This window comes from Microbacterium gorillae (assembly GCF_000826185.2).
GTDB lineage: Bacteria > Actinomycetota > Actinomycetes > Actinomycetales > Microbacteriaceae > Microbacterium > Microbacterium gorillae.
The window spans coordinates 389,153-409,779 of the sequence record NZ_LN648873.1 but is presented as its reverse complement, the minus strand read 5'-3'; the positions used below and the strand labels follow the sequence as shown (position 1 = coordinate 409,779).

The 20,627-nt window shown below is 68.5% G+C and carries 14 protein-coding genes; 3 read left to right on the top strand and 11 right to left on the bottom strand.

The genetic code is table 11. The annotated features are described in order from the left end of the window. Positions 1-122: 122 nt before the first annotated feature. Positions 123-1,514, bottom strand: coding sequence for an HNH endonuclease signature motif containing protein (locus tag BN1193_RS04915; protein WP_040164395.1), 1,392 nt, complete (start codon positions 1,512-1,514; stop codon positions 123-125). A gap of 504 nt (positions 1,515-2,018) precedes the next feature. On the opposite strand from BN1193_RS04915, the gene BN1193_RS04910 reads away from it, so the two are divergent. After that, positions 2,019-4,496, top strand: coding sequence for an excinuclease ABC subunit UvrA (locus tag BN1193_RS04910; RefSeq protein ID WP_040164394.1), 2,478 nt, complete (start codon positions 2,019-2,021; stop codon positions 4,494-4,496). A 21-nt stretch (positions 4,497-4,517) separates the two neighbouring features. Here the strand turns inward: BN1193_RS04910 and BN1193_RS04905 are convergent, their stop codons facing one another. Next, positions 4,518-6,113, bottom strand: a complete 1,596-nt coding sequence (locus BN1193_RS04905) for a Rieske 2Fe-2S domain-containing protein (RefSeq protein WP_040164393.1) — start codon at positions 6,111-6,113, stop codon at positions 4,518-4,520. 95 nt (positions 6,114-6,208) lie between these two features. On the opposite strand from BN1193_RS04905, the gene BN1193_RS04900 reads away from it, so the two are divergent. After that, positions 6,209-6,661, top strand: a complete 453-nt coding sequence (locus BN1193_RS04900) for a methyltransferase family protein (protein WP_040164392.1) — start codon at positions 6,209-6,211, stop codon at positions 6,659-6,661. A gap of 155 nt (positions 6,662-6,816) precedes the next feature. Here BN1193_RS04900 and BN1193_RS18005 read toward each other — a convergent pair whose 3' ends face one another. From BN1193_RS18005 to BN1193_RS04840, 6 genes are all read right to left on the bottom strand, one after another. Continuing rightward, on the bottom strand, positions 6,817-13,788 hold the full coding sequence (locus BN1193_RS18005; protein WP_052460436.1) for a DUF7507 domain-containing protein: 6,972 nt from the start codon (positions 13,786-13,788) through the stop codon (positions 6,817-6,819). 117 nt (positions 13,789-13,905) lie between these two features. Continuing rightward, the gene (locus tag BN1193_RS04860; protein WP_040164391.1) at positions 13,906-14,520 is read right to left on the bottom strand and encodes a YdcF family protein; all 615 of its coding nucleotides are present in this window, start codon (positions 14,518-14,520) and stop codon (positions 13,906-13,908) included. Between the two features lie 4 nt (positions 14,521-14,524). Next, on the bottom strand, positions 14,525-14,935 hold the full coding sequence (nusB, locus tag BN1193_RS04855) for a transcription antitermination factor NusB (protein WP_040164390.1): 411 nt from the start codon (positions 14,933-14,935) through the stop codon (positions 14,525-14,527). Positions 14,936-14,938: 3 nt separating this feature from the next. After that, entirely contained in the window at positions 14,939-15,499 is a 561-nt protein-coding gene (efp, locus tag BN1193_RS04850; protein ID WP_040164389.1) for an elongation factor P, read from the bottom strand. A gap of 139 nt (positions 15,500-15,638) precedes the next feature. Continuing rightward, positions 15,639-16,097 (bottom strand): type II 3-dehydroquinate dehydratase, encoded by a 459-nt coding sequence (locus BN1193_RS04845; protein ID WP_040164388.1) that lies wholly within the window; start codon positions 16,095-16,097, stop codon positions 15,639-15,641. Between the two features lie 36 nt (positions 16,098-16,133). Further along, entirely contained in the window at positions 16,134-17,003 is an 870-nt protein-coding gene (locus BN1193_RS04840) for a VOC family protein (protein WP_040164387.1), read from the bottom strand. Between the two features lie 95 nt (positions 17,004-17,098). Here BN1193_RS04840 and BN1193_RS04835 point away from each other — a divergent pair, with 95 nt between their 5' ends. Then, positions 17,099-17,707: a GrpB family protein gene (locus tag BN1193_RS04835; RefSeq protein WP_052460480.1), complete on the top strand. Its 609-nt coding sequence runs from the start codon at positions 17,099-17,101 to the stop codon at positions 17,705-17,707. Between the two features lie 78 nt (positions 17,708-17,785). On the opposite strand, the gene aroB is transcribed toward BN1193_RS04835, so the two are convergent. From aroB to aroC, 3 genes are read right to left on the bottom strand one after another with little or no spacing between them, the layout of a single operon-like run. Next, complete coding sequence (gene aroB, locus BN1193_RS04830) at positions 17,786-18,901, bottom strand: 3-dehydroquinate synthase (RefSeq protein WP_052460435.1); 1,116 nt, start codon at positions 18,899-18,901, stop codon at positions 17,786-17,788. Continuing rightward, on the bottom strand, positions 18,898-19,413 hold the full coding sequence (locus BN1193_RS04825) for a shikimate kinase (RefSeq protein ID WP_040164386.1): 516 nt from the start codon (positions 19,411-19,413) through the stop codon (positions 18,898-18,900). Before BN1193_RS04825 ends, aroB begins: the two co-directional genes overlap by 4 nt. After that, positions 19,406-20,626: a chorismate synthase gene (gene aroC / locus BN1193_RS04820; RefSeq protein WP_040164385.1), complete on the bottom strand. Its 1,221-nt coding sequence runs from the start codon at positions 20,624-20,626 to the stop codon at positions 19,406-19,408. The genes BN1193_RS04825 and aroC overlap by 8 nt, the downstream gene beginning before the upstream one ends. Between the last annotated feature and the right edge of the window lies 1 nt (position 20,627).

Sequence of the window (20,627 nt, the reverse complement as noted above, 5' to 3'; positions counted from 1 at the left end):
GGCCCCACCCCGCGCGCCATCCACCATTCGCGCCGCGGTCGATGAGAGAGCGCCAGCAAGACGAATCGTCGCGAGGCGCCTGGCGGAGGTGACCACGCTGTGGGCAGAGCTCTCCCCGGACATCACGCACCCCGCTTCGGCCGGGCAACGGCCCGCGGGCCAGTCGGATGCCACGCCTGGATGGGGTCGATCCAGTCCGGTGGCCGCACTTCGGGGACGCCGTCGTTCATCCGAATCGCCCAGCCCATCCGTTCCAAGAACCGATGATGATGCCAGCAGATCAGGACCCCGTTGCTCACGTCGGTCTTGCCGCCGTTGGCCCATTCGGTCACGTGGTGGATCTCGCACCACCGTGCCGGGGTGTGGCATCCCGGGATGACGCAGGACCGGTCGCGGGCGATGATCACCCTCCGCTGGTCCGTGTTGAAGACCCGCGAGGCGACGGTGAGCTTGATGATCTTCCCGTTCGCCGCACTGGCGAGCCGCTGAACCGTGCCACAGCATCCGACGTGCTCCGCGGCCGCGAACGGGACAGGAACATCCGTGCCGGTTCCATCGGCGCCGGGGATCGATGCCCAGCCCGCACCGGTACGCACCGTCTCTTCGGTCGCGTGGATCACCAGCACCGGAGCGTTGCCGCCGTTGAGTGGCAGATCTGGCGCTCCGGGAACCGCGGCGAGGATGGTGGCGAGCGCGTCGTGGTTGCGTTGGGCCATCGTCCGCACGTCCGTGCTGTCGTCCTCTCCATCGGAGGGGCGGAACTTCACACCTGCGGGCTTGCCGTGCGGGTTGTTGATCGAATCCAGCAGAACGCTCAGGGCGCCAGCGGTCTCGACCATCAGGTTCCCCTGGATCGGGACGAGCCCGTTGCGCTTGACCCCGATCCGGAGTGACCGGCCGCGCATGGCCTGTTCTTCCTCGAGCTCGGGGCCGGTGATGTCGAGCTCGGTCGCGAGGCGGAGCGAGGCGTCACGGAGGGTGTCGCACATCACCGGCGCACCGCTCGTTGTGGCCATCGCCGCGAGAACGTCATCCACCTCCGCGAGGTCGGCCGGGTCGACGCGGTCCTTGATCTCGCGGAGGGGTCGGGTGGCGGCTTCGAGGCCGTCGGCTCCGATCGCACCGGTGGTGAGTGCTTCGCGCAATGCGGGGAATTCAGCCGCTCGCACCTCCCCCGAAGCGAGCGTGCGCTCGGGCTTGATGGTGGACGAGAGCCGGCTCCACCGCTTGACGGTGGTCGGTGCGGCACCGGTGGTGCGCTGAAGAACTTCATTGGCGGAGCGGCAGTCGCTGGAAACGTCGAAGCGCTCCGCAGATGCGGAGCGCTTCTCGATGACACCGGTGCCGATCACCAGGGTGGCTTCAACCTGCCGGTACAAATCACCCACTCCGGTCAGGAAGCGGAGCACGTCGTCTCGGGCGGCGGTGTCGAGGGCGTCGGTGGTGAGGATGGAGCGGAGGTCGGCGACTGCGTGAGCCATCGATTCGCGAGTCCGTTCCATCGACGTGTTCATAACCCATATTTTACGCCGGACCTCCGACATCCGAGGACGTATTCCCCAGGTTGTGGATTGATTTCTTGCCTGTGGAGATGAGTTTCTTTTCACCTCGTTCCGCGACGCGGACCCACGACGCGACGTCTCGCTGATGCTCGCTGGGCGACCGCAATGACGGCGCGAGAGATGAGGCCGGAACGCGAGCCGGCGTGCCAGCACGCCGGGAACGCGAGAGGGCGTCGCGAAGGCAACAATCCACGTGCGCGTCTTAAGCCAAAAAAACGCCAGCCACGCTGCCCCTCGAACCGCAGCAGGGTCCGAACCCGGCAGGACCACGCGCGCCGGACCGCACCATCCCGAGGGCAGCGCGCCGATGGACGAACGGAACCCCGTGACGCAGGACGCGAACGAGACGCGATCGACCGCCCCGAAATCACCGGCCAACCAAGAAAACCCTGGGACCTCGAAAACCTACCCCGGCCCCCTCTCGCACAACCGGAACCTGGTTGGTAACGTGCGCGCATGAACCCGAGATCCATTGAGGTCCGCGGCGCGCGCGTGCACAACCTCCGGGACGTGGACGTGGACATTCCGCTCGGGACGTTCGTGGGTATCACCGGGGTCAGTGGCTCCGGGAAGTCCTCGCTCGCTCTGGGCGTCCTGTACGCGGAAGGGTCGCGCCGTTACCTCGACGGGCTCTCCACCTACCAACGACGACGCATCGGGCAGGCCGCCCGGCCGCAGGTCCGCTCCATCAAGTACATCCCCGCGGCGCTCGCTCTCCCTCAGCGCCCACCGCTGCCCGGTCCCCGCTCCACCGTCGCCTCGATGACCGAGCTCGGCGCCGTGCTCCGCCTCTCGATGAGCCGGCTCGGCGCGCACCCGTGCCCGCAGGGCCACCTCGTGCAGACGACCACCGCGGCGTGGGTCACCGAGCGCCTGACCTGTCCGATCGACGGCACGGAGTTCCCCTTGCCGTCGGCGGAGTCCTTCTCCCCCGCGACACTCGGCGCGTGTCCCCGCTGCGGCGGCCTCGGCACCGTGACCGACGTGGACGAGACCGCGCTCGTGCCGAACCCCGACCTCACGCTGGACCAGGGCGCCGTCGCCTCCTGGCGCGCGACCGGACGACGTCACATGCCCATCGTCGTGCGAGAACTCGGGGTCCGGACCGACGTGCCGTTCCGAGACCTGACCGACCAGGAGCAGGACATCGTGCTGCACGGCCCGCCGGTGAAGAAGCACGTGCTCATCACGAGCAAGGCCGGACGCGCGTTCCCGCTCGATGCGAAGTACGAGAACGCGGTCGACTCCGCACGCACGCTCGGCCACTCGCGCCGGTCCCGCGGCACCGCGACCTCGGCGCGCCGCTTTCTCACCGCACGGACGTGTCCGGAATGCCACGGCTCCGGACTCGGGCCGGCCGCGCGCGCCTCGAGGCTCCTCGGCCGATCGCTTCCGGAACTGCTGGACATGCCCCTGAGCGAGATCCCGGCATTCGCCGAGGAACTGCGGGCGACCGGACCGTCCGCCCTCACGCTCGCGGACGAACTCGCGAAGGCCGCGACCGCTCCGTTGACGCTCGGCCTCGGCTACCTCACCGTCGGCCGGCGCGGCGACACGCTCTCCACCGGCGAGCGGCAGCGCATCGAGCTGGCCGGAACCGCGATGCGCCAGACGACCGGAATGCTCTACGTGCTGGATGAGCCGACGGTCGGCCTGCACCCGTCCGCCGTCGCCGGCCTCATCGATACGATGCACGGCATCGTGGGTGACGGCAACACGCTCGTCGTCGTCGACCACGATGTCGCCGTCCTGCGGGCGTCGACCGACCTCATCGAGATCGGCCCCGGCGCCGGCGAGAACGGCGGCAGGATCATCGCGCACGGGACTCCCGACGCCGTCGCCGCGGACCCGGACTCGGTGATCGCGCCCTGCCTGCGCGGCGAGGGCGCGGACCCCGTGCGCGACCTCCTTCCGGTGACCGAGGACCAGCCCGCGATCACCATCACGGTCGGCGACCTGCACACGCTGCACGATGTCACCGCGCGCTTTCCGCGCGAGCGCCTCACGGTGGTGGCCGGTGTATCCGGCGCCGGCAAGAGTGCCCTCGTCATCGAGGCTCTCGCCGCCGCCCTCACCGCGCGCGAGCAGCACGCTCCCCTGCCCCCGAGTGTGACCGCGCTGGACAGCGGCTCTCTCACCCGGGTCGTCGTCTCGGACGCCACCCCGATCGGCGCGAACGCCCGCTCGACGCCGGCCACCTATTCCGGCGTCTTCGACAAGATGCGAGCGCAGTTCGCAGCCACCCCGCTGGCACGCGAGCGCGGCTGGAACGCCGGATGGTTCTCCTACAACACCGGTGGCGGGAGGTGCCCAACCTGCGATGGGCTGGGTTCCCTGAGCCTGGACCTGCAGTATCTGCCGGACCTGGAGATCGACTGCCCGACGTGCGAAGGCCGTCGCTACACCGACCCCACGCTCGAGGTCACCGTTGCGGGACGCTCGATCGCCGACGTGCTCGCACTGACCGTGAGCGACGCGATCGGGTCCTGGGACGGACCCGCCGGAGCGAAGCGCACCCTGCGCTCCCTGGCGGATGTAGGCCTCGGCTATCTGACGCTCGGCGAACCGACGCCGTCGCTGTCCGGCGGGGAGTCCCAACGCCTTCGGCTGGCCACCGAACTCAGCCGAGGTCACGACGGCGAGGTGTTCATCTTCGACGAGCCGACCATCGGGCTGCATCCCCGCGATGTGCGCACGCTGATCGGCACCCTCGACCGCCTCGTGCACCACGGCGCGACGGTGATCGTGATCGATCACGACCTGGACCTGCTCGCCAACGCCGACCACGTCATCGAGATGGGACCGGGCGGTGGCGATGACGGCGGGCGCATCGTCTTCGCCGGCTCACCCCGGGAGCTCGCCGCGCTCGCCGGCACCCCGGCGAGCACGCCCACGGCACCCTGGCTCGCGGCACACCTCGCTGGGCGCGGCTGACCCCGTCGCCCGAGCGCCGGGTCAGACGTCGGCGGGGTTCGCCGGAGCCGTCGCGGCCAGCGTCAGCTCGTCACCGATCCGGTGCGAGCGGATCGGGTGCCCCGTCGTGGTGATGCACTTGCCGGTGTTGAGGTCCCACTTCCAGTCGTGCAGGGAGCAGGTGAGCACGCCGTCCTCGTCGATCTTGCCGGTCTTCGTGAGGTCCGCGCGCAGGTGCGGGCAGCGGCGCTGGACGACCCAGTCGCCGATCTCAGCGTCCTCGGTCTGGTCGGACTGCTCGGAGTACCAGTTCTCGGTGTACTCGATGCGGTCGCGCGAGAGGCACTTCATGAAGGTGTAGATGAACTCGTTGAACTTGCCGATGCGCGCGGTCTGGAACTGCATCGACAGGAAGATCGAGTTGGACCAGTCGATCTCGCCATCACGGATGTTCGTGGAGACGAGGTCGGCGGGAATGCGGAACCAGAAGGCGCACTCCTCCCCCGCGTACTCGCGGATCTTCGCCTTCGGGAAGTCCACCACCATGTCCAGGTCGCCGATCGTGTACCGGACGGGGCCCCCGATGCCGTTGCGCATGATGCGGGCGCGACGCATCAGCGGTTCCCACCACTCCTTCAGGGCCGCCATCATCTCGGCCGGCTCCAGGACCTCGGCGCGCGAGGCGACCTCGTCGGCGATCTCCTGTTGACGGGTGGCGCGCTGCTGTTCGAGATAACCCCACTTGTCCGCGAACATGCGGTCGATCTCGTCCTGGCTGTAGAAGGTCTGCTCGACGGTGATGTCCGAGCCCTGCAGCTCGATCACGGTGCCCGGGATGAAGACGTGGCCGTCGTACTTCGGGGCCTCCTCCTTCATCCGCGCGAGGAATTCGACCTGGTCGGTGAAGATGCCGACCGACTCATTGCGGCCGAGGCCGTTGGAGTCGATGAGGTCGTCGCGCAGGAACATCGGCGGACCGGCCATCGGGAACACGTGCGGCGCGTCCACCTTCTCGATGTAGAACATCGCGCGCTTGTGCTGAGCCTCGCGCTTGAGGTGGGCGAAGTTCTGCTTCGCCTCCAACGGGAGGTCGTAGACCATCGGCCACCAGATGGCTCCGGAGAACTGCGTGAAGTAGGCGTCCACCTTGCCGAACGAGAGCAGCGCCTCGAGGTCCAGCGGATGCGAGTCGTTCTGGTTCAGGATCGAGGCGGTGCCGTCATCGACGGACAGCGACGAGTCGCCGATCGGGCCGTCCGAGGGGGCACGCAGGGGCGTCACCATGATCCGCAGGGGGCCGCGCTCGATGATCTCGCCGGCCTGCGTGTAGGTGATGTTGGTGAAGCCGAGCTTGCGCAGGTCCTGCTCGAGGTCATCGGTCGGGTAGTCCGGCAGCAGCACCTCGATGTCCTTGGACACGTACGTCTCGAGCAGCCACGGATCGAAGTGATCGCGGTGGCGGTGCGAGACGTAGAGGAAGTCCGCCTCGCGGCCGTACTTCTCCCAATCGAGGCCGCGGTTATCCGGGAACGGGAACCAGGATCCGAAGAACGCCGGCTTCACCCAGGGGTCCGCGAGGATGTTGCCCCCGGCCGTCTCGATGAACATCCCGGCGTGGCCGAGTCCCGTGATCCGCATGCTGCTCCTCCTGCGTGTCGAACCTGACGAGTCTACGGCGTCGCCCGTGAGGAGGTCCTGAACACCGCCGTGAGAAAGCGGCGTAGGGTGCGGGAATGGTTCGCATCATTCCCCCGGTCTGGGCGGCCATCGCCGCCGGTTCGCAGCTGCTCCTCACCCGCGGCCGCGGGTCCACCCGAGGGAGTCGGATCCTCGCCGCACCGGTCCTGATCGCGTCCGGCGCATTCGGTCTCGTCGCGGTCGGCGGTTTCCGTCGGGCCGGGACCACGATCGACCCGGAGCATCCGGACCGTGCTCGGCATCTGGTCACCACCGGCGTGAACGCGTGGACCCGGAACCCGATGTACCTCGCGATCACGGGCGCACTCGTCGCCGTCGCGATCGTGCGCCGCTCCGTCCTCGCGCTGGTGCCCGTCGTCGGCTTCGTCGCGGTCATCGACCGGACCCAGATCCCGACCGAAGAGGCCGCGCTGGACTCCCGCTTCGGCCGCTCCTACCGCCGCTACCGTTCGCGCACGCCCCGCTGGATCGGGCTGCCGGCCGTCTGAGCCAGCGCCAGACCCGGCCGAACCGTCTCGCACGCCTTCGTGGCGGCGCAGAACTGCGGATCGGACCCGTCGACTCCCCGCCGGTGGCGAGCTGGGCGAGACGCCGAGGGAACGATCTGAGGCCCACCACCCCGATCGGAGTGGTGGGCCTCAGTTCATCGGGCGATCCCCGGCACCGGGCCGGGGATCACCTCCCGCTCAGTGGCGGCTCGCGATCCGTGCTCGCACGACCAGGACCGCGCCGAGCATGACCAGCAGCAGCGTGGCCAGCCCCAGCGGACGCAGGTCCGTGGTACCGGTCGTCGGCAGCGGCGTGGACGTCTGCGTGGCGGTCGGAACCGGCGTCGGCGACGCGGTCGACGTCGGCAACGGGGTCGGCGTGGCCGTCGGCGTCGGCGTCGGCGTGGCCGTCTCCGTCGGCGTCGGCGTCGGCGTCGGGGTCGGCGTCGGCACCGGGGTCCCCGGCACGCGACCAGGACCGCGCCGAGCATGACCAGCAGCCGCGGGGCCAGCCCCAGCGGACGCAGGTCCGGGGTACCGGTCGTCGGCAGCGGCGTGGACGTCGGCGTGGCGGTCGGAACCGGCGTCGGCGACGCGGTCGACGTCGGCAACGGGGTCGGCGTGGCCGTCTCCGTCGGCGTCGGGGTCGGGGTCGGCGTGACCGTCGGCGTCGGCGTCGGCGTGGCCGTCTCCGTCGGCGTCGGCGTCGGCGTCGGGGTCGGCGTCGGCACCGGGGTCCCCGGCACCGTGACGCTGTCGAAGTTCGACGGAACGTCGTTGCCGTCCGGGTCCTGACCGGTCGCCCGAGCACGGTCGGTCACGTCGCCGTGATCGATGTCCGCCTGCGTGACCGTGTAGGTCGCGGTGCAGGTCAGCGACGCGCCCGGGGACAGCGTCAGTGCCGGGTCGGCCTCGTTGGAGGACGCACCGCAGACGATCTTCGACAGACCGGAGTTCTGCGCCGGCAGCATCTGCTGATCGTCGACGACGATGCCGCTGACGGTCACGTTGCCGGTGTTGGTCACGACGAACTCGTAGGAGATCTCGTCACCGACGTGAGCGAACGTCGTCGTCGAGGTCTTCTTGTCGATCGCCAGCGCCGGCTTGCTCTCCGCGGGGACGTCCACCTCGGACGGCGGGGAGTCGATCGGCTCGTCCGTTCCCGGCGGGGTGCCGTGCGCGGTCGCCGCGTCCGTCACCGAACCGTGGTCGAGGTCGGCCTGCGTGATCGTGTAGGAGGCCGTGCACTCCAGGCTCGCGCGCGGCGACAGGGTCCCTTCGACGTCGGCCTTGTCCGAGGACGCACCGCAGACCATCGCGGAGAGGTTCGCATCCTGCGCCGGAGCCACCTGGACGTCACTCACGGACACGCCCGTGAGCGTCACGGTACCGGTGTTGGTCACGACGAACGTGTAGTCGATCACGTCACCGACCGCCGAGAAGCTGTCCTGCTTCGCGGTCTTCACGACCTCGAGCTTCGGCGTCGGCGTACCGGGCACCTCGACCTCGGACGGCGGGGAGTCGATCGGCTCGTCCGTGCCCGGCGGGGTGCCGTGCGCGGTCGCCGCGTCCTTCACCGAACCGTGGTCGACGTCGGCCTGCGTGATCGTGTACGAGGCCGTGCACTCCAGGCTCGCGCCCGGCGACAGCGTCCCCTTGGCGTCGGCCTTGTCGGAGGACGCGCCGCAGACGATCTCGGACAGGTTCGCGTCCTGAGCCGGAGCCACCTGGACGTCCGAGACGGACACGTCCGTGACGGTCACGGTGCCCGTGTTGGTCACGACGAACGTGTAGTCGATCACATCACCGGCGGCAGCGAAGCTGTCCTGCTTCGCGGTCTTCACGACCGCGAGCTTCGGCGTCTGCGTACCGGGGACCTCGACCTTCGACGGCGGGCTGTCGATCTCCGGGCCGGTCGGCGGCGTGCCGTGGCCGGTGGCGGCGTCCGTCACCTTGCCGTGGTCCAGGTCAGCCTGCGTCACCGTGTACGACGCGGTGCACGTCAGGGACGCTCCCGGCGACAGCGCACCGGCCGGGTCCGCCGCGTTCGAGGACGCACCGCAGACGATCGTCGACAGTCCCGAGTTCATGGCCGGCAGCATCTGCTGGTCGGTCACGTTCACATCCGTCACCGTCACGTTGCCGATGTTGGTCACGACGAACGTGTAGTCGATCACATCACCCACGGCGGCGAACGACTTCTGCGCGGCGGTCTTCACGACGTCCAGCTTCGGAGTCTGGGTCGCGGGGACCTGCTCGTCCGACGGCGGCGAGTCGGTCTCCGGCTTCGGGTTCTCCGGTGTGCCGCCCGGCGGGGTGCCGTGCGCGGTCGCCACGTCGACGACCTCACCGTTGTCGAGGTCCGCCTGCGTGGTCGTGTACGACGCGGTGCAGGTCAGGCTCGCGCCCGGCGACAGCGTTCCGGCGGGGTCGTCCTCGTTCGAGGAGGCACCGCAGACGATGTCGGTCAGGTTGGCGTCCAGAGCCGGCGCCTGCTGCACGTCGGTCACGTTCACACCCGAGAGCGTGACGTTCCCGATGTTCGTGACCACGAAGGAGTAGTCGATCACATCGCCCAGTTCCGCGAAGGAATCCTGCTTGGCGGTCTTCACGACATCCAGCTTCGGGTCCTGGACACCGGGGACGGTGACCTCGGACGGCGGCGTCTTGACCTCCGGACCGGTCGGCGGGGTGCCGTGCGCGATCGCCGAGTCCGTCACCGAACCGTGGTCGAGGTCCGCCTGCGTCACCGTGTAGGTCGCGGTGCAGACCATGATCGCCTTCGGTGACAGCGTGCCCGGCACGGTGTCGTTCGCGTTATCGGACGGCCCGCAGACGATGTCGGAGAGCCCCTCCTGCACGGCCGGTTCGACCTGCGTGTCGGTGACCTGGACATTCGTCAGCGTCTTGTTGCCGGTGTTCTGCACCGTGAAGGTGTAGTCGATCTTGTCTCCGACCGCGCTGTAGTCCGGAGTCTCCTTCGAGTTCTTCTTCACGATCGACAAGCCGGGCTCATCCAGGACCGGCACGGTGACCTTGTCCTCGTTGGAGTCGATCGGCTCGGTCGAGCCGGGCGGCGTCCCGTGCGCGATCGCCGTGTCAACGATCTCGCCGGCGTTGATGTCCGCCTGGGTCACCTCATACTCGGCCGTGCACGTCAGCGACGCACCCGGGGACAGTGTCAGCTTCGGGTCACCCGCGACGGATGACGGCCCGCACTCGGTCATCGGCACGGTCTCGTCGCCGCCCGGTGCGTGGTTGACGTCGGTCACGTCGATGTTCGACAGCGTGACGTTTCCGTCGTTGGTCACCTTGAACGAGTACGTGATGACCGTTCCCGCCGCGGAAACCGAGGTCGTCGCGGTGGACTTTTCGATGATCAGCTTCGGGTCCTGGATCACCGGAACTTTTGCCTTGGACTCCTTCGAGGGAACCTCGTCACCCACCGGCGGCGTCCCGTACGCGATCGCGGTGTCCTGCACCAGCTTGTCCGGGTCATCCAGATCAGCCTGCGCGACCTGGTAGGTCGCGGTGCAGGTCGTCTGCTCACCCGGCGCCAGCGTCACCGCACCGTTGGCGACCTCAGCCGCTTCCGGCGTCGCCTGGCACACGATCGCGCTCAGACCCGTGTTCACCGCCGGCGCCTGCTGCTGGTCATCCACACGCACGTTCGTGAGCGTCACGTTCCCGACGTTCTTCACCAGGAAGGAATACGCGATCACATCCGTCGTGGACGACACCGACTCCGTCGAGGTCGACTTCACGACCGTCAGCTCGGGGCTCTGGACCACGGGGACTTTTGCCTTGGACTCCTTCGAGGGAACCTCGTCGCCCACCGGCGGCGTCCCGTACGCGACCGCGGTGTCCTGCACCAGCTGGTCCGGGTCATCCAGATCCGCCTGCGCGACCTGGTAGGTCGCGGTGCAGGTCGTTTCCTCACCCGGGGCCAGCGTCACCTCGCCGTTGGCGACCTCGGCCGAAGCCGGCGTCGCCTGGCACACGATCGCGCTCAGACCCGTGTTCACCGCCGGCGCCTGCTGCTGGTCATCCACACGCACCTTCGTGAGCGTCACGTTTCCGGTGTTCTTCACCAGGAAGGAATACGCGATCACATCAGTCGTGGACGACACCGACTCCGTCGAGGTCGACTTCACGACCGTCAGCTCGGGGCTCTGGACCACCGGCACGTGCGCCGTCGACGGATCGGACGTCTTCTTGGGGCCGCTCGGTGGCGTACCCGTCGCCGTCGCGGTGTTGTCGACCGACTTGTCGGGGTCGTCGATGTCGGCCTGCGTCACGGTGTAATCCGCGACACAGGTGACCTGACCATCGACCGGAATCGTGACCGCACCATTGGCGACCGGCGTCTCGCCGTCATCCGAGGGGTCGACCTTGCACGTGATGTCCCCGAGGCGCTCGAGGTTCCCCGGCGCAGCCGGCACATCATCGACCTGAACGTTCTTCAGCGTGACGTTGCCCGTGTTCTTCACGAGGAACTCGTACGAGATCACGTCGCCCGGCTTCGACACCGACAGCGGCTTCACCTCCGGGGCCGTCGACACCGCGGTCTTCACAACCGAGATACCCGGCTCCTGCGTGGCCAGTACCTCCTCCGTCGACGGCGGTGAGGTGACCTCCGGGCGGTTGGGCGGCGTGCCCTTGGCGACAGCCGAGTCGGTCGCCTTGCCCTTGTCGATGTCCTCCTGCGTGACCGTGTAGGTCGCGTAGCACGTCGTCGTCGCGCCGGGGGCCAGGGTCGTGACCTCACAGCTCTCGTCCGAGAGGCCCGTCTGCTCGGACGGCGAGTCGACGGTGTCCACGACGTGGACGTTCGTCAGCGTCTCGTTGCCGGTGTTCTCCACCGCGAACGAGTACCGGATCTTGTCCCCCACCTGCGCGTACGACGTGTCGATCGCGGTCTTCTTGATGGTGAGCGTGTGCCGCTTCGGGATGTTCGTCACCGTGCACTCGACGTTCGCGTTCGCCGCGGGTGCGACCCGCACCGGAGCAGTGAAGTCCGCATTCGTCGGCAGATCCGGCGTCGCGCCGGTCGTGTCCACACACGTGATCTTGCTCGTCAGATAGTCATCCCAGTTGGTCGTACCCGCGTTGCTCTCGGCGAGGTACACCGGAGCCTCGATGGGCTGCATGATGGTGACGCTGCCCTGCGCGAGGGTGTCACCAGTACCGGTCGTCGTGGTGCTGCCGAGGACGGGGCCGTTCGGTGCGGCATCGCGCACCTCGAGGGTGTACTGATCGCTGTCGGCCGGGCGCGGCGAGTCCAGGACCTTGGCGAAGGTCACCGGCGCACACGTGATTCCGAAGCGCACGTCGTCGATCGCGAGGTCGTTGCCGTTTCCACCGACGGCGTTGTTGACCATCTGCAGGATGAACTCGGTTTTGTCCGTCGAGAAGGTGAGCCCGTACTGGTCCCAGGTGCCGGTCGTCTTGATCTCATCGGTGTCGACCTTCTCCAGCACGTGACCGTCGCTGGGGTCAATGACCTGGAACGTGACGTTCGGTTTGATGTCCAGGTTGTTCGCGTTCAGGATCCAGGCCGAGAACGTGTAGGGGGTGTTCGCGGTCGCTCCGGTGAAGCGCTTCTGGTAGAACACGCCCGGGCTGTAACTGGCGTTGACGAACATCATGTTGCCGTCATCGTCGGCCTGACCTGTGTGGTCCTGGTAATTGCCGGCAAACCATGCAGACGTTCCGGTGTTGGTCACGACGTTGTAGTAGCCGTCGTTGGTCGCCGCACCGGCGTTGTTCTTGGGGTTGTAGTGGTAGGACGTGAGTCCCGGCGGAAGCGCGCTGACGACGTTCGGCTTACCCGTTCCGAACGTGTCGAGGTACGGCTCGGTGCACGACGCGGAGATCTTCTCCGCGGACGCGGAATAGACGTTCTTGAACGTGCAGACCACATGTTGTTCGGCGGCGACGGTGATGTCGACGGCGTCGGATGTCGTGTTGTAGGTCTGCTGCGACCCGTCCGGCATAGCACAGACGATGGACTGGTTGACCCACGACGTCGGCGTCGACTGGGCAACGTGGTACGTCCCCGCGGCGACGGACAGGTGGACGGTGTTCCCGTGCCCACCGTCCGTGCGGATCCGCTCATCATCGTAGAACGTGCCGTCTGCACCCAGGGAGAAGAGGGTCGTTCCCAGGGCGGTGGCGTTGCCGCTCTGACCTCGGGGGTTCACCATCCACACACGGCCGGAATCGGCGGCCGCTACACGGCTGCTCTGCCGAGCCTTCGGCAGCTGGGTCCAGTTCGTGCCGTCGGACGACGTGGTCGGGGTCGTGTTCAGGGCGTTGACTGCATAGAATCGACCGGCCTTGGACACCGCGACGCCCGCATTGGCGGCCGACATGGACGTCACACCGCCGGTGATCGCGCCGGTCGCCGCATTCAGCGTGAAGGTGTTGATCGTCGTGGTCCGACCGGACGTGATGACCTTGTTCGACGCGTTGATCGCGACCTCACGCGCCGCGTAATTGCTCGGCAGCGTGATCTTCCGCCAGTTGGTGCCGCCGGCGGTGAGGGAACCGTTGTACTGGTACAGAGAGCCGTTGTCGCAGGCCGCGAGCAGGGTCGCACCGTTGCTGGCGATACCCGTCAGCGTGCAACCGGTGGGTGCGCCGAAGGATGCCGTCTGCGAACCTGCGCGCACGACCGCGGTCGCAGTCATCACGAACACGCTGGTGGCCGAGTCCGTACCAGCGACGCGCGTACCCGTCACACCCGGCACCACCACCCAGTCGCTCGATCCCCCGGCGCGCGTCCAGACCTGCGACTGCAGGTCGGTCGCCCACAGCGTCGACTGCTCGGCGCTGTCCTGAGAGATCGCGATATCGGCGAAGTTCACATTGAGATCGACCGACGTGTGATCGTTCAGGGTGAACGAGGTCGTCGATCCCGCCGCGGGCGAGACCGTGTAACCGAAGTCCTGGTCCAGGTCCTCCGAGGCGGTCTCGTTGTGAATCGTGATGTAGCCGCGCTGACCCGAAGGGGCCGCCGAAGCCGGCAGCGCGCCGAGTCCGACCGCAGCGAGAGCGGCGATCGCGATTCCGGTGATCGCTGAAAAAAGGCGCTTTCGCGCGCGTGAGGTGCTGTGAGGGTGCACGAATCTTCCCCAAGATGGTGGCGGCCCTTGCGGCGCTCTCCCCAGAGCGCACAACAAGACGGGTGTGGGAAGAGATTATTGGAAAGAATTCACAATTGGTACCCCAACACACCGGACCTACCCGGTCGGCCTACCCGCCGCCTTCGAGCGAATGGCGCCGACCAGCTTCTCCGCCGGACGTTCGCCGAAGCGATATTCGCGTCCGACCACCAGCCGCGCGGCGAGGTCGGGCCGTCGTGCGCGCAGCAGGGCGCGGGCCCGCACGGCGTGCACCGGATCGGACACGATGGAGATGCGATCGTCCGTCCGCAGTAACGGGATCGTGTTCTCGATGTTCTGCACCGTGCTGCGGCTGTTGGTCTCCACGAGCATCGGACCCCGGTATCCGCGCCGACGCGCCTCGGCGGCAAGGATCTGCGCTTCCGGACGATCGGAGTGCACCGGACCGCCGCTGAGGATCAGCAACCGCTCGCCCCGCTCCCCGGCCAGGGTGCGCAGACCGGCGTGCACGCGCCAGCGGTTGATGAAGTTCGCACGCTCGCCGCGATTGCCGTAGCCGAGCACGATCACGACTCGCCGCCCGCCCTGCGGCGCCGGGGCGTCGTACCCCGTCCGGGACGCGCGCCAGGACTCCCACTCCGCCCAGGCGAACACGGTGATCAGCCCCACCGCCGCGAGCACGGCGAAACGCCGAACGCCGCCCCCGTATCCTCGGGAGCGGCGTTCGGTCATGACGTCAGTTCGAGCGCGCGATGCGAGCCAGAACACCGTGGACGAAAGAGCCGGAGTCGTCCGTGGAGAACTCCTTGGCGAGTTCCACCGCCTCGTCGATCGCGACGGCCGTGGGGACCTCGTCGTTGTGCAGGATCTCCCACGTGCCGATGCGCAGCAGCGCTCGGTCGATCGTGGGCATGCGCTCCAGCTTCCAGTCGCGCGCGTGCGTGACGATCTGCTCATCGATCTCGTCGCCGTGATCGATGATGCCGTCCACGATCTCGCGGGCGTAGAGCCAGGACGCCTCGCGGGCCGGCTCCCCCGCGGCGCGGGCGGCCTCGGCGGCCAGCGTCACGGCGAGGTCGTCGCCTCGGACGTCCGACGAGAAGAGGATGTCGAGGGCGCGCTTGCGCGCCTTCGTGCGTGCGCTCAAGGCTTACTTCTCGCGGCCGAGGTAGTCACCCGTGCGGGTGTCGACCTTGACCTTGGTGCCGGTCTCGAGGAACAGCGGAACCTGGATCTCATAGCCGGTCTCGACGGTGGCGGGCTTGGTGCCGGCCGACGAGCGGTCGCCCTGCAGGCCGGGCTCGGTGTACGTGATCTCGAGGATGACCGAGGCGGGCAGCTCGACGTACAGCGGGGTGCCGTTGTTCAGCGCGATCGTGACGTTCTGGTTCTCCAGCATGAAGTTCGCGGCGTCACCGACGGTGGCGGCCGGAACGTTGATCTGGTCGTAGTCCGAGACGTCCATGAAGACGAAGTTGTCGCCGTCGTTGTAGAGGTACTGGAAGTCACGACGGTCGACGTTCTCGATCTCGACCTTGGCACCGGCGTTGAACGTGCGGTCGATGGTCTTACCCGAGACGACGTTCTTGAGCTTGGTGCGCACGAACGCGCCGCCCTTGCCCGGCTTGACGTGCTGGAACTCCACCACGCTCAGCAGCTGTCCGTCGATCTTCAGGACGACGCCGTTCTTGATGTCCGCGGTGGATGCCATGGGGTGAGAGTTCCGTTCGTGTGAGAGTGGGTCGACGATGGCCGACACACGATTCTATCGGATCAGCCCGAAAGCAACCCGGCCGGGTCCGTTCGCGCCCCTTCGTGCGGTTTCGCCAGGCCGGTGCCCGACCCTCGACTCAGCCCTCCGCGAGCCCGCTCAGCATGGCGATGAGGCGTTCGGTCGCAACGGCGTATCCCGGAACGCCTTCCCCGATCACGTGCACCGCCGCGACATCGCGGATGTAGGAGAAGCGCCGGAATTCCTCACGGGCGTTGATGTCCGAGATGTGCACTTCCGCCACCGGAAGAGCCACACTCGCCAGGGCGTCCCGGAGGGAGACGGATGTGTGCGTGAGCCCGCCCGCGTTGATCACGATGCCGGCGCAGTCCGCGCGAGCGTCGTGAATCGCGTCGATCAGCTCGCCTTCGTGGTTGGACTGCACGTCGCGCACCTCGAAGCCCCGGGCCCGGGCCGTCTCCCGCACCAGCGCGACGACGTCCGACAGCGTGTCCGTGCCGTACACCTCCGGCTGTCGCGTCCCGAGCAGGTTCAGGTTCGGACCGTTGACGAGCAGCAGGCGGCGCGGGGTGGTCATGCCGCGACGCTACCAGCCGGGCGCTCGCGCGATCGCTCAGAAGTCGGCGATGATCAGCTTCGTCATCGCCGACATGTGCTCGAACGCGTTCGGCCGCTGCATCAGAGCGTCCATGTTCGCGGGAACGATCTGCCAGCTGAGGCCGTACTTGTCCACCAGCCATCCGCACTGCTCCGCTTCCGGCACGGCCGACAGCGCCGTCCAGTATCGGTCGATCTCACCCTGATCGAAGCACTCGACCATGAGCGAGAATCCCGGCGTGAAGGACGGCACGAGGTCATTGCCGGAGTCCATCGCGGCGAAGGGCTGGCCGGCCAGCAGGAACTCGCCGTACATGACATCTCCCGCGCGCGCGGGACCGCGCGCCTCGGGATACGTCGCCGCGAACCCGACGGCCGAGTCCGGCAGAACGCCGGTGTAGAACATCATGGCCTCCGCCGCGCGGTTCTGAACCGGGCCGCTGAACGCCAGCGTCGGGGTGACTCGGGGATGCGCGGGCTCGTCCTCGTCCAGCATCAGCTGCCAGCTGACGCCGTATCGATCCTGCACCCAGCCGTACCAGTCGTTGAACGGGTACTCGTGCAGCGGCATCATGATCTGTCCGCCGTCCCCGAGCCGCTCCCACGTCGCCTCCTCGGCATCCCGCGTCCGGAAGCGCAGTGCGAACGACGTCGCCGGGGTCGGTCGATACTCATCGCCCGCGTTGATGAGCACGATGCGGTATCCGTCGATCACCACATCCCCCGCCAGCGTCCTGCCCGCGAGCGCGGCTTGGCCCTCCGGCAGTCCGGCCTGCGGATATCGACCGGTGACCGTGAAGTCCGTGTGCGGAATGGCCGCGGTGTAGAAGGCGCCCTGCTCGTCCGCGACGCCGGCGCTCCAGATGCTCGGGATGATCTTCTGCATGACGTGTCCCTCCGTCCATCGCCCGCTCGCGACGCTACGCCGATCCCCCCGCCCTCGCGATACCCCGGCCCCGCAGTCGCGGCTACAGTGGCATGATGCCCACTCCGGAACAGATCATCGCCGTCCTGGAGGACACGCCTCCGCCGGGCCTGTCCCCCTGGGTCGTGGCCCCGGAGCGCGGAGTACCCGTCACCGTGGTCGCACCCGATCCGACCTGGCCCGAGCAGTATCGGCAGGTCGCGGCGCGCATCCGGGACGTCCTCGGCGCCCGCGTGCTGCGTGTGGATCACGTCGGGTCCACGGCCGTTCCCGGACTTGCGGCCAAGCCGGTGATCGATGTCGATCTCACGGTGGCCCGTCCGGAGCGCGAGGCCGACTGGTTGCCGGCGTTGCACGCCGCCGGCTTCGAGCTCCGAGTCCGCGAGCCCTGGTGGCACGAACACCGGATGCTCCGCGGCAGCGATCCGGCCGTCAACCTGCATGTGTTCGGTCCGGACAGCCCGGAGACCTACAAGCACCTCGTGCTGCGCGATCATCTCCGCCGCGATGAGGCGGACCGGCTGCTCTATGCGGAGGCGAAGCGCTCCGCCGCCACCGAGTCGACCGCCGCCGGCGAGCTCGTCATGGAGTACAACGCCCGGAAGGAGCCGGTTCTGCGCGAGATCCTCGGACGCGCGTTCACCGCTGCGGGGCTCCTCCCCTGAGCCGCGAATCGGGCGAACCGCTCACCCGAGCGCGAACGCGAACTCCCCGACCTCAGCGGGTACCGAGCCGGACGCGCGTCAGCCGAGCTTGACGCCGGTGGCGCGGATCGCGTTGCGCGGGTCCTCGGCGATCTCCTGGTACGCCGCGAACAGCAGGGACTCGTCCGGGGCCTGCAGCACGGTGGGACGCGCGATATCGTCGAGCACGATGAAACGGAGCATGCCGCCGCGAGACTTCTTGTCGCGCTGCATCGTGGCCAGCAGGCCCGGCCACGCGCCGGCGCGGTACTGCGTCGGCAGCCCGAGCAGGGTCAGCACCTCCCGGTGCAGATCCACCGCCTCGTCGCTGAGTCGCCCGGCCAGGCGGGACAGCTCGGCGGCGTACATCATGCCGACGGAGACCGCCGCGCCGTGGCGCCAGCCGTACCGTTCGGCATGTTCGATCGCGTGCGCGAGCGTGTGGCCGTAGTTCAAGATCTCGCGCAGTCCCGCCTCGCGGAAGTCCTCCCCCACGACGTCGGCCTTCATCCGGATCGCGAGCTCGATGCAGCGACGGAACTCCGCGGTGGTGGGATCCACGGCCTTCTCCGGGTCCGCCCGCACGATGTCGAGGATCTCCGGGTATCGGATGAAGCCGGCCTTGACGACCTCGGCGAACCCGGCGACCGCCTCGTTGCGCGAGAGCGTCCGGAGCAGGTCCAGGTCGGCCAGCACGGCGTGGGGGGCCCAGAAGGCACCGACGAGGTTCTTGCCCTCTGCCGTGTTCACGCCGGTCTTACCGCCGACCGATGCGTCCACCATGCCGAGCACGGTCGTCGGCACCTGCACGACCGGGACACCGCGCAGCCACGTGGCGGCGACGAAACCGGCGAGGTCGGTGACCGCACCGCCGCCGAAGCCCACGACGGCGTCGGTCCGGGTGAAATCGCTCTTGCCCATGATCTGCCAGCAGAACGCGGCGACCTCGATGCGCTTGCCGGCCTCGGCGTCGGGCACCTCCGCGAGGATCACCTCGCGGTCGCCCATGAGCGTCGCGCGCAGCTCCTCGGCCTGCGCGGCGAGGGTCGGCGGGTGCACCACGAGGACCTTGCGAGCCGCGGCCGGGAGCGTCGCGCCGAGGCGAGCGAGCACGCCGGAACCGATCACGACGTCGTAGCCCGGTTCGCCGCTGACGTGAATGGTGGTCTCGGTCATGACTGCCTCTCCTTCGCCCAGTCGGCGATGCTCTCCACGACGGCCGAGATGTGGCCCGTGGACGTGTCGAAGGTCGCGTCGGCGACCTCGTCGTACAGCGGACGCCGCGCCTGCATGATGCGGGTCCATTCGGTCATCGCGTCACCCGCGTTCAGCAGGGGCCGCGCCGCGCCGGAGATCCGGCGCGCCACCACTTCGGGGCGCACGGTGAGCAGCACCACGTCGTGATCCCGCAGCACCGCACGGGTCGCGGCGGACATCACCGCGCCACCGCCGAGTGCCACGATGCCGCCGGCGGCGACCGCCTCGGCGACCGTCCGCTCCTCGATGGCACGGAAGTGCGCTTCCCCGTGCGTGGCGAACAGGTCCGCGATGGCCCCGTGCTCGCGCACGATCACCGCATCGGTGTCGGTGAACGTCGTCCCGATGAGCTTGGCGAGCTTGCGCCCGATGCTGCTCTTGCCGGCCCCCATCGGACCGACCAGCACGAGTGCGCGGGAGACCTCAGGCACCGGTGGTCAGCGACGGATCGCTCGCCGTCGCGGTGCGCAGCGACTCCGGGATGGCCGCGAGGTACGCCTGCAGGTTGCGTCGGGTCTCCTCCACCGAATCCCCACCGAACTTCTCCAGGACGGCGTCGGCGAGCGTGATCGCGACCATGGCCTCCGCCACGACGCCCGCGGCCGGGACGGCACTGATGTCGGAGCGCTGGTGGTGGGCGCCGGATTCCTCGCCCGTGGCGATGTCAACGGTGTGCAGCGAGTGCGGAACCGTCGCGATCGGCTTCATACCGGCCTTCACACGCAGCACGGTGCCCGTGGACATGCCGCCCTCGATGCCGCCCGCCTTGTCCGAGGACCGGGTGATGCCGTCAGCCGCGGCGTAGAGCTCGTCGTGCGCCGCGGATCCGCGACGGGTCGTGGTGACGAAACCGTCACCGATCTCCACCGCCTTGATGGCCTGGATGCTCATCACGGCCTGGGCGAGCTTGCCATCCAGGCGTCGGTCCCACTGCACGTGCGAACCGAGCCCCGGCGGCAGGCCGTAGGCCAGGACCTCGACGATGCCGCCCACCGTGTCGCCGGTCTTCTTCGCCTCATCCACCTCGGCGACCATGCGCTCGCTGGTGGCCGCGTCGAAGCACCGCAGCGGGTCGGCGTCCAGGGCATCGACATCGTCCGGCGTCGGCAGCGGCGCGCCATCCGGGACGGCGACCGGACCCATGGACAGGGTGTGGCTGACCAGCCGAATCCCCAACTCCGACAGGAACGACTTCGCGATCGCACCCAGCGCGACACGGGCGGCGGTCTCGCGGGCGCTGGCACGCTCCAGGATCGGGCGAGCCTCGTCGAAACCGTACTTCTGCATGCCCACCAGGTCGGCGTGACCCGGGCGCGGACGGGTCAGGGCCGCGCCGCGTCCGCGGGACTTCTCGGTCAGCTCCGTCGGTTCCGGGTTCATGACCTCGGTCCACTTGGGCCATTCGGTGTTGCCGATGCGCAACGCGATCGGACCGCCCAGGGAGTATCCGTGGCGCACGCCACCGCTCAGGTGGAGCTCGTCCTGCTCGAACTTCATGCGCGATCCACGTCCGTAACCGAGCTTCCGGCGGGCGAGGTCGGCGCGGATGTCATCGAGACGGACCGGGACGCCGGCCGGCAGTCCCTCCATCATCGCGACGAGTTCGGGGCCGTGGGATTCACCGGCAGTGAGGACGCGGAGCATT

What these genes read in the sequence shown, in the direction of transcription:
- BN1193_RS04915 (WP_040164395.1), bottom strand. Translation starts at nt 1,514, where the DNA reads ATGAACACGTCGATGGAACGGACTCGCGAATCGATGGCTCACGCAGTC.
- BN1193_RS04910 (WP_040164394.1), top strand. Translation starts at nt 2,019, where the DNA reads ATGAACCCGAGATCCATTGAGGTCCGCGGCGCGCGCGTGCACAACCTC.
- BN1193_RS04905 (WP_040164393.1), bottom strand. Translation starts at nt 6,113, where the DNA reads ATGCGGATCACGGGACTCGGCCACGCCGGGATGTTCATCGAGACGGCC.
- BN1193_RS04900 (WP_040164392.1), top strand. Translation starts at nt 6,209, where the DNA reads ATGGTTCGCATCATTCCCCCGGTCTGGGCGGCCATCGCCGCCGGTTCG.
- BN1193_RS04860 (WP_040164391.1), bottom strand. Translation starts at nt 14,520, where the DNA reads ATGACCGAACGCCGCTCCCGAGGATACGGGGGCGGCGTTCGGCGTTTC.
- efp (WP_040164389.1), bottom strand. Translation starts at nt 15,499, where the DNA reads ATGGCATCCACCGCGGACATCAAGAACGGCGTCGTCCTGAAGATCGAC.
- BN1193_RS04845 (WP_040164388.1), bottom strand. Translation starts at nt 16,097, where the DNA reads ATGACCACCCCGCGCCGCCTGCTGCTCGTCAACGGTCCGAACCTGAAC.
- BN1193_RS04840 (WP_040164387.1), bottom strand. Translation starts at nt 17,003, where the DNA reads ATGCAGAAGATCATCCCGAGCATCTGGAGCGCCGGCGTCGCGGACGAG.
- BN1193_RS04835 (WP_052460480.1), top strand. Translation starts at nt 17,099, where the DNA reads ATGCCCACTCCGGAACAGATCATCGCCGTCCTGGAGGACACGCCTCCG.
- aroB (WP_052460435.1), bottom strand. Translation starts at nt 18,901, where the DNA reads ATGACCGAGACCACCATTCACGTCAGCGGCGAACCGGGCTACGACGTC.
- aroC (WP_040164385.1), bottom strand. Translation starts at nt 20,626, where the DNA reads ATGCTCCGCGTCCTCACTGCCGGTGAATCCCACGGCCCCGAACTCGTC.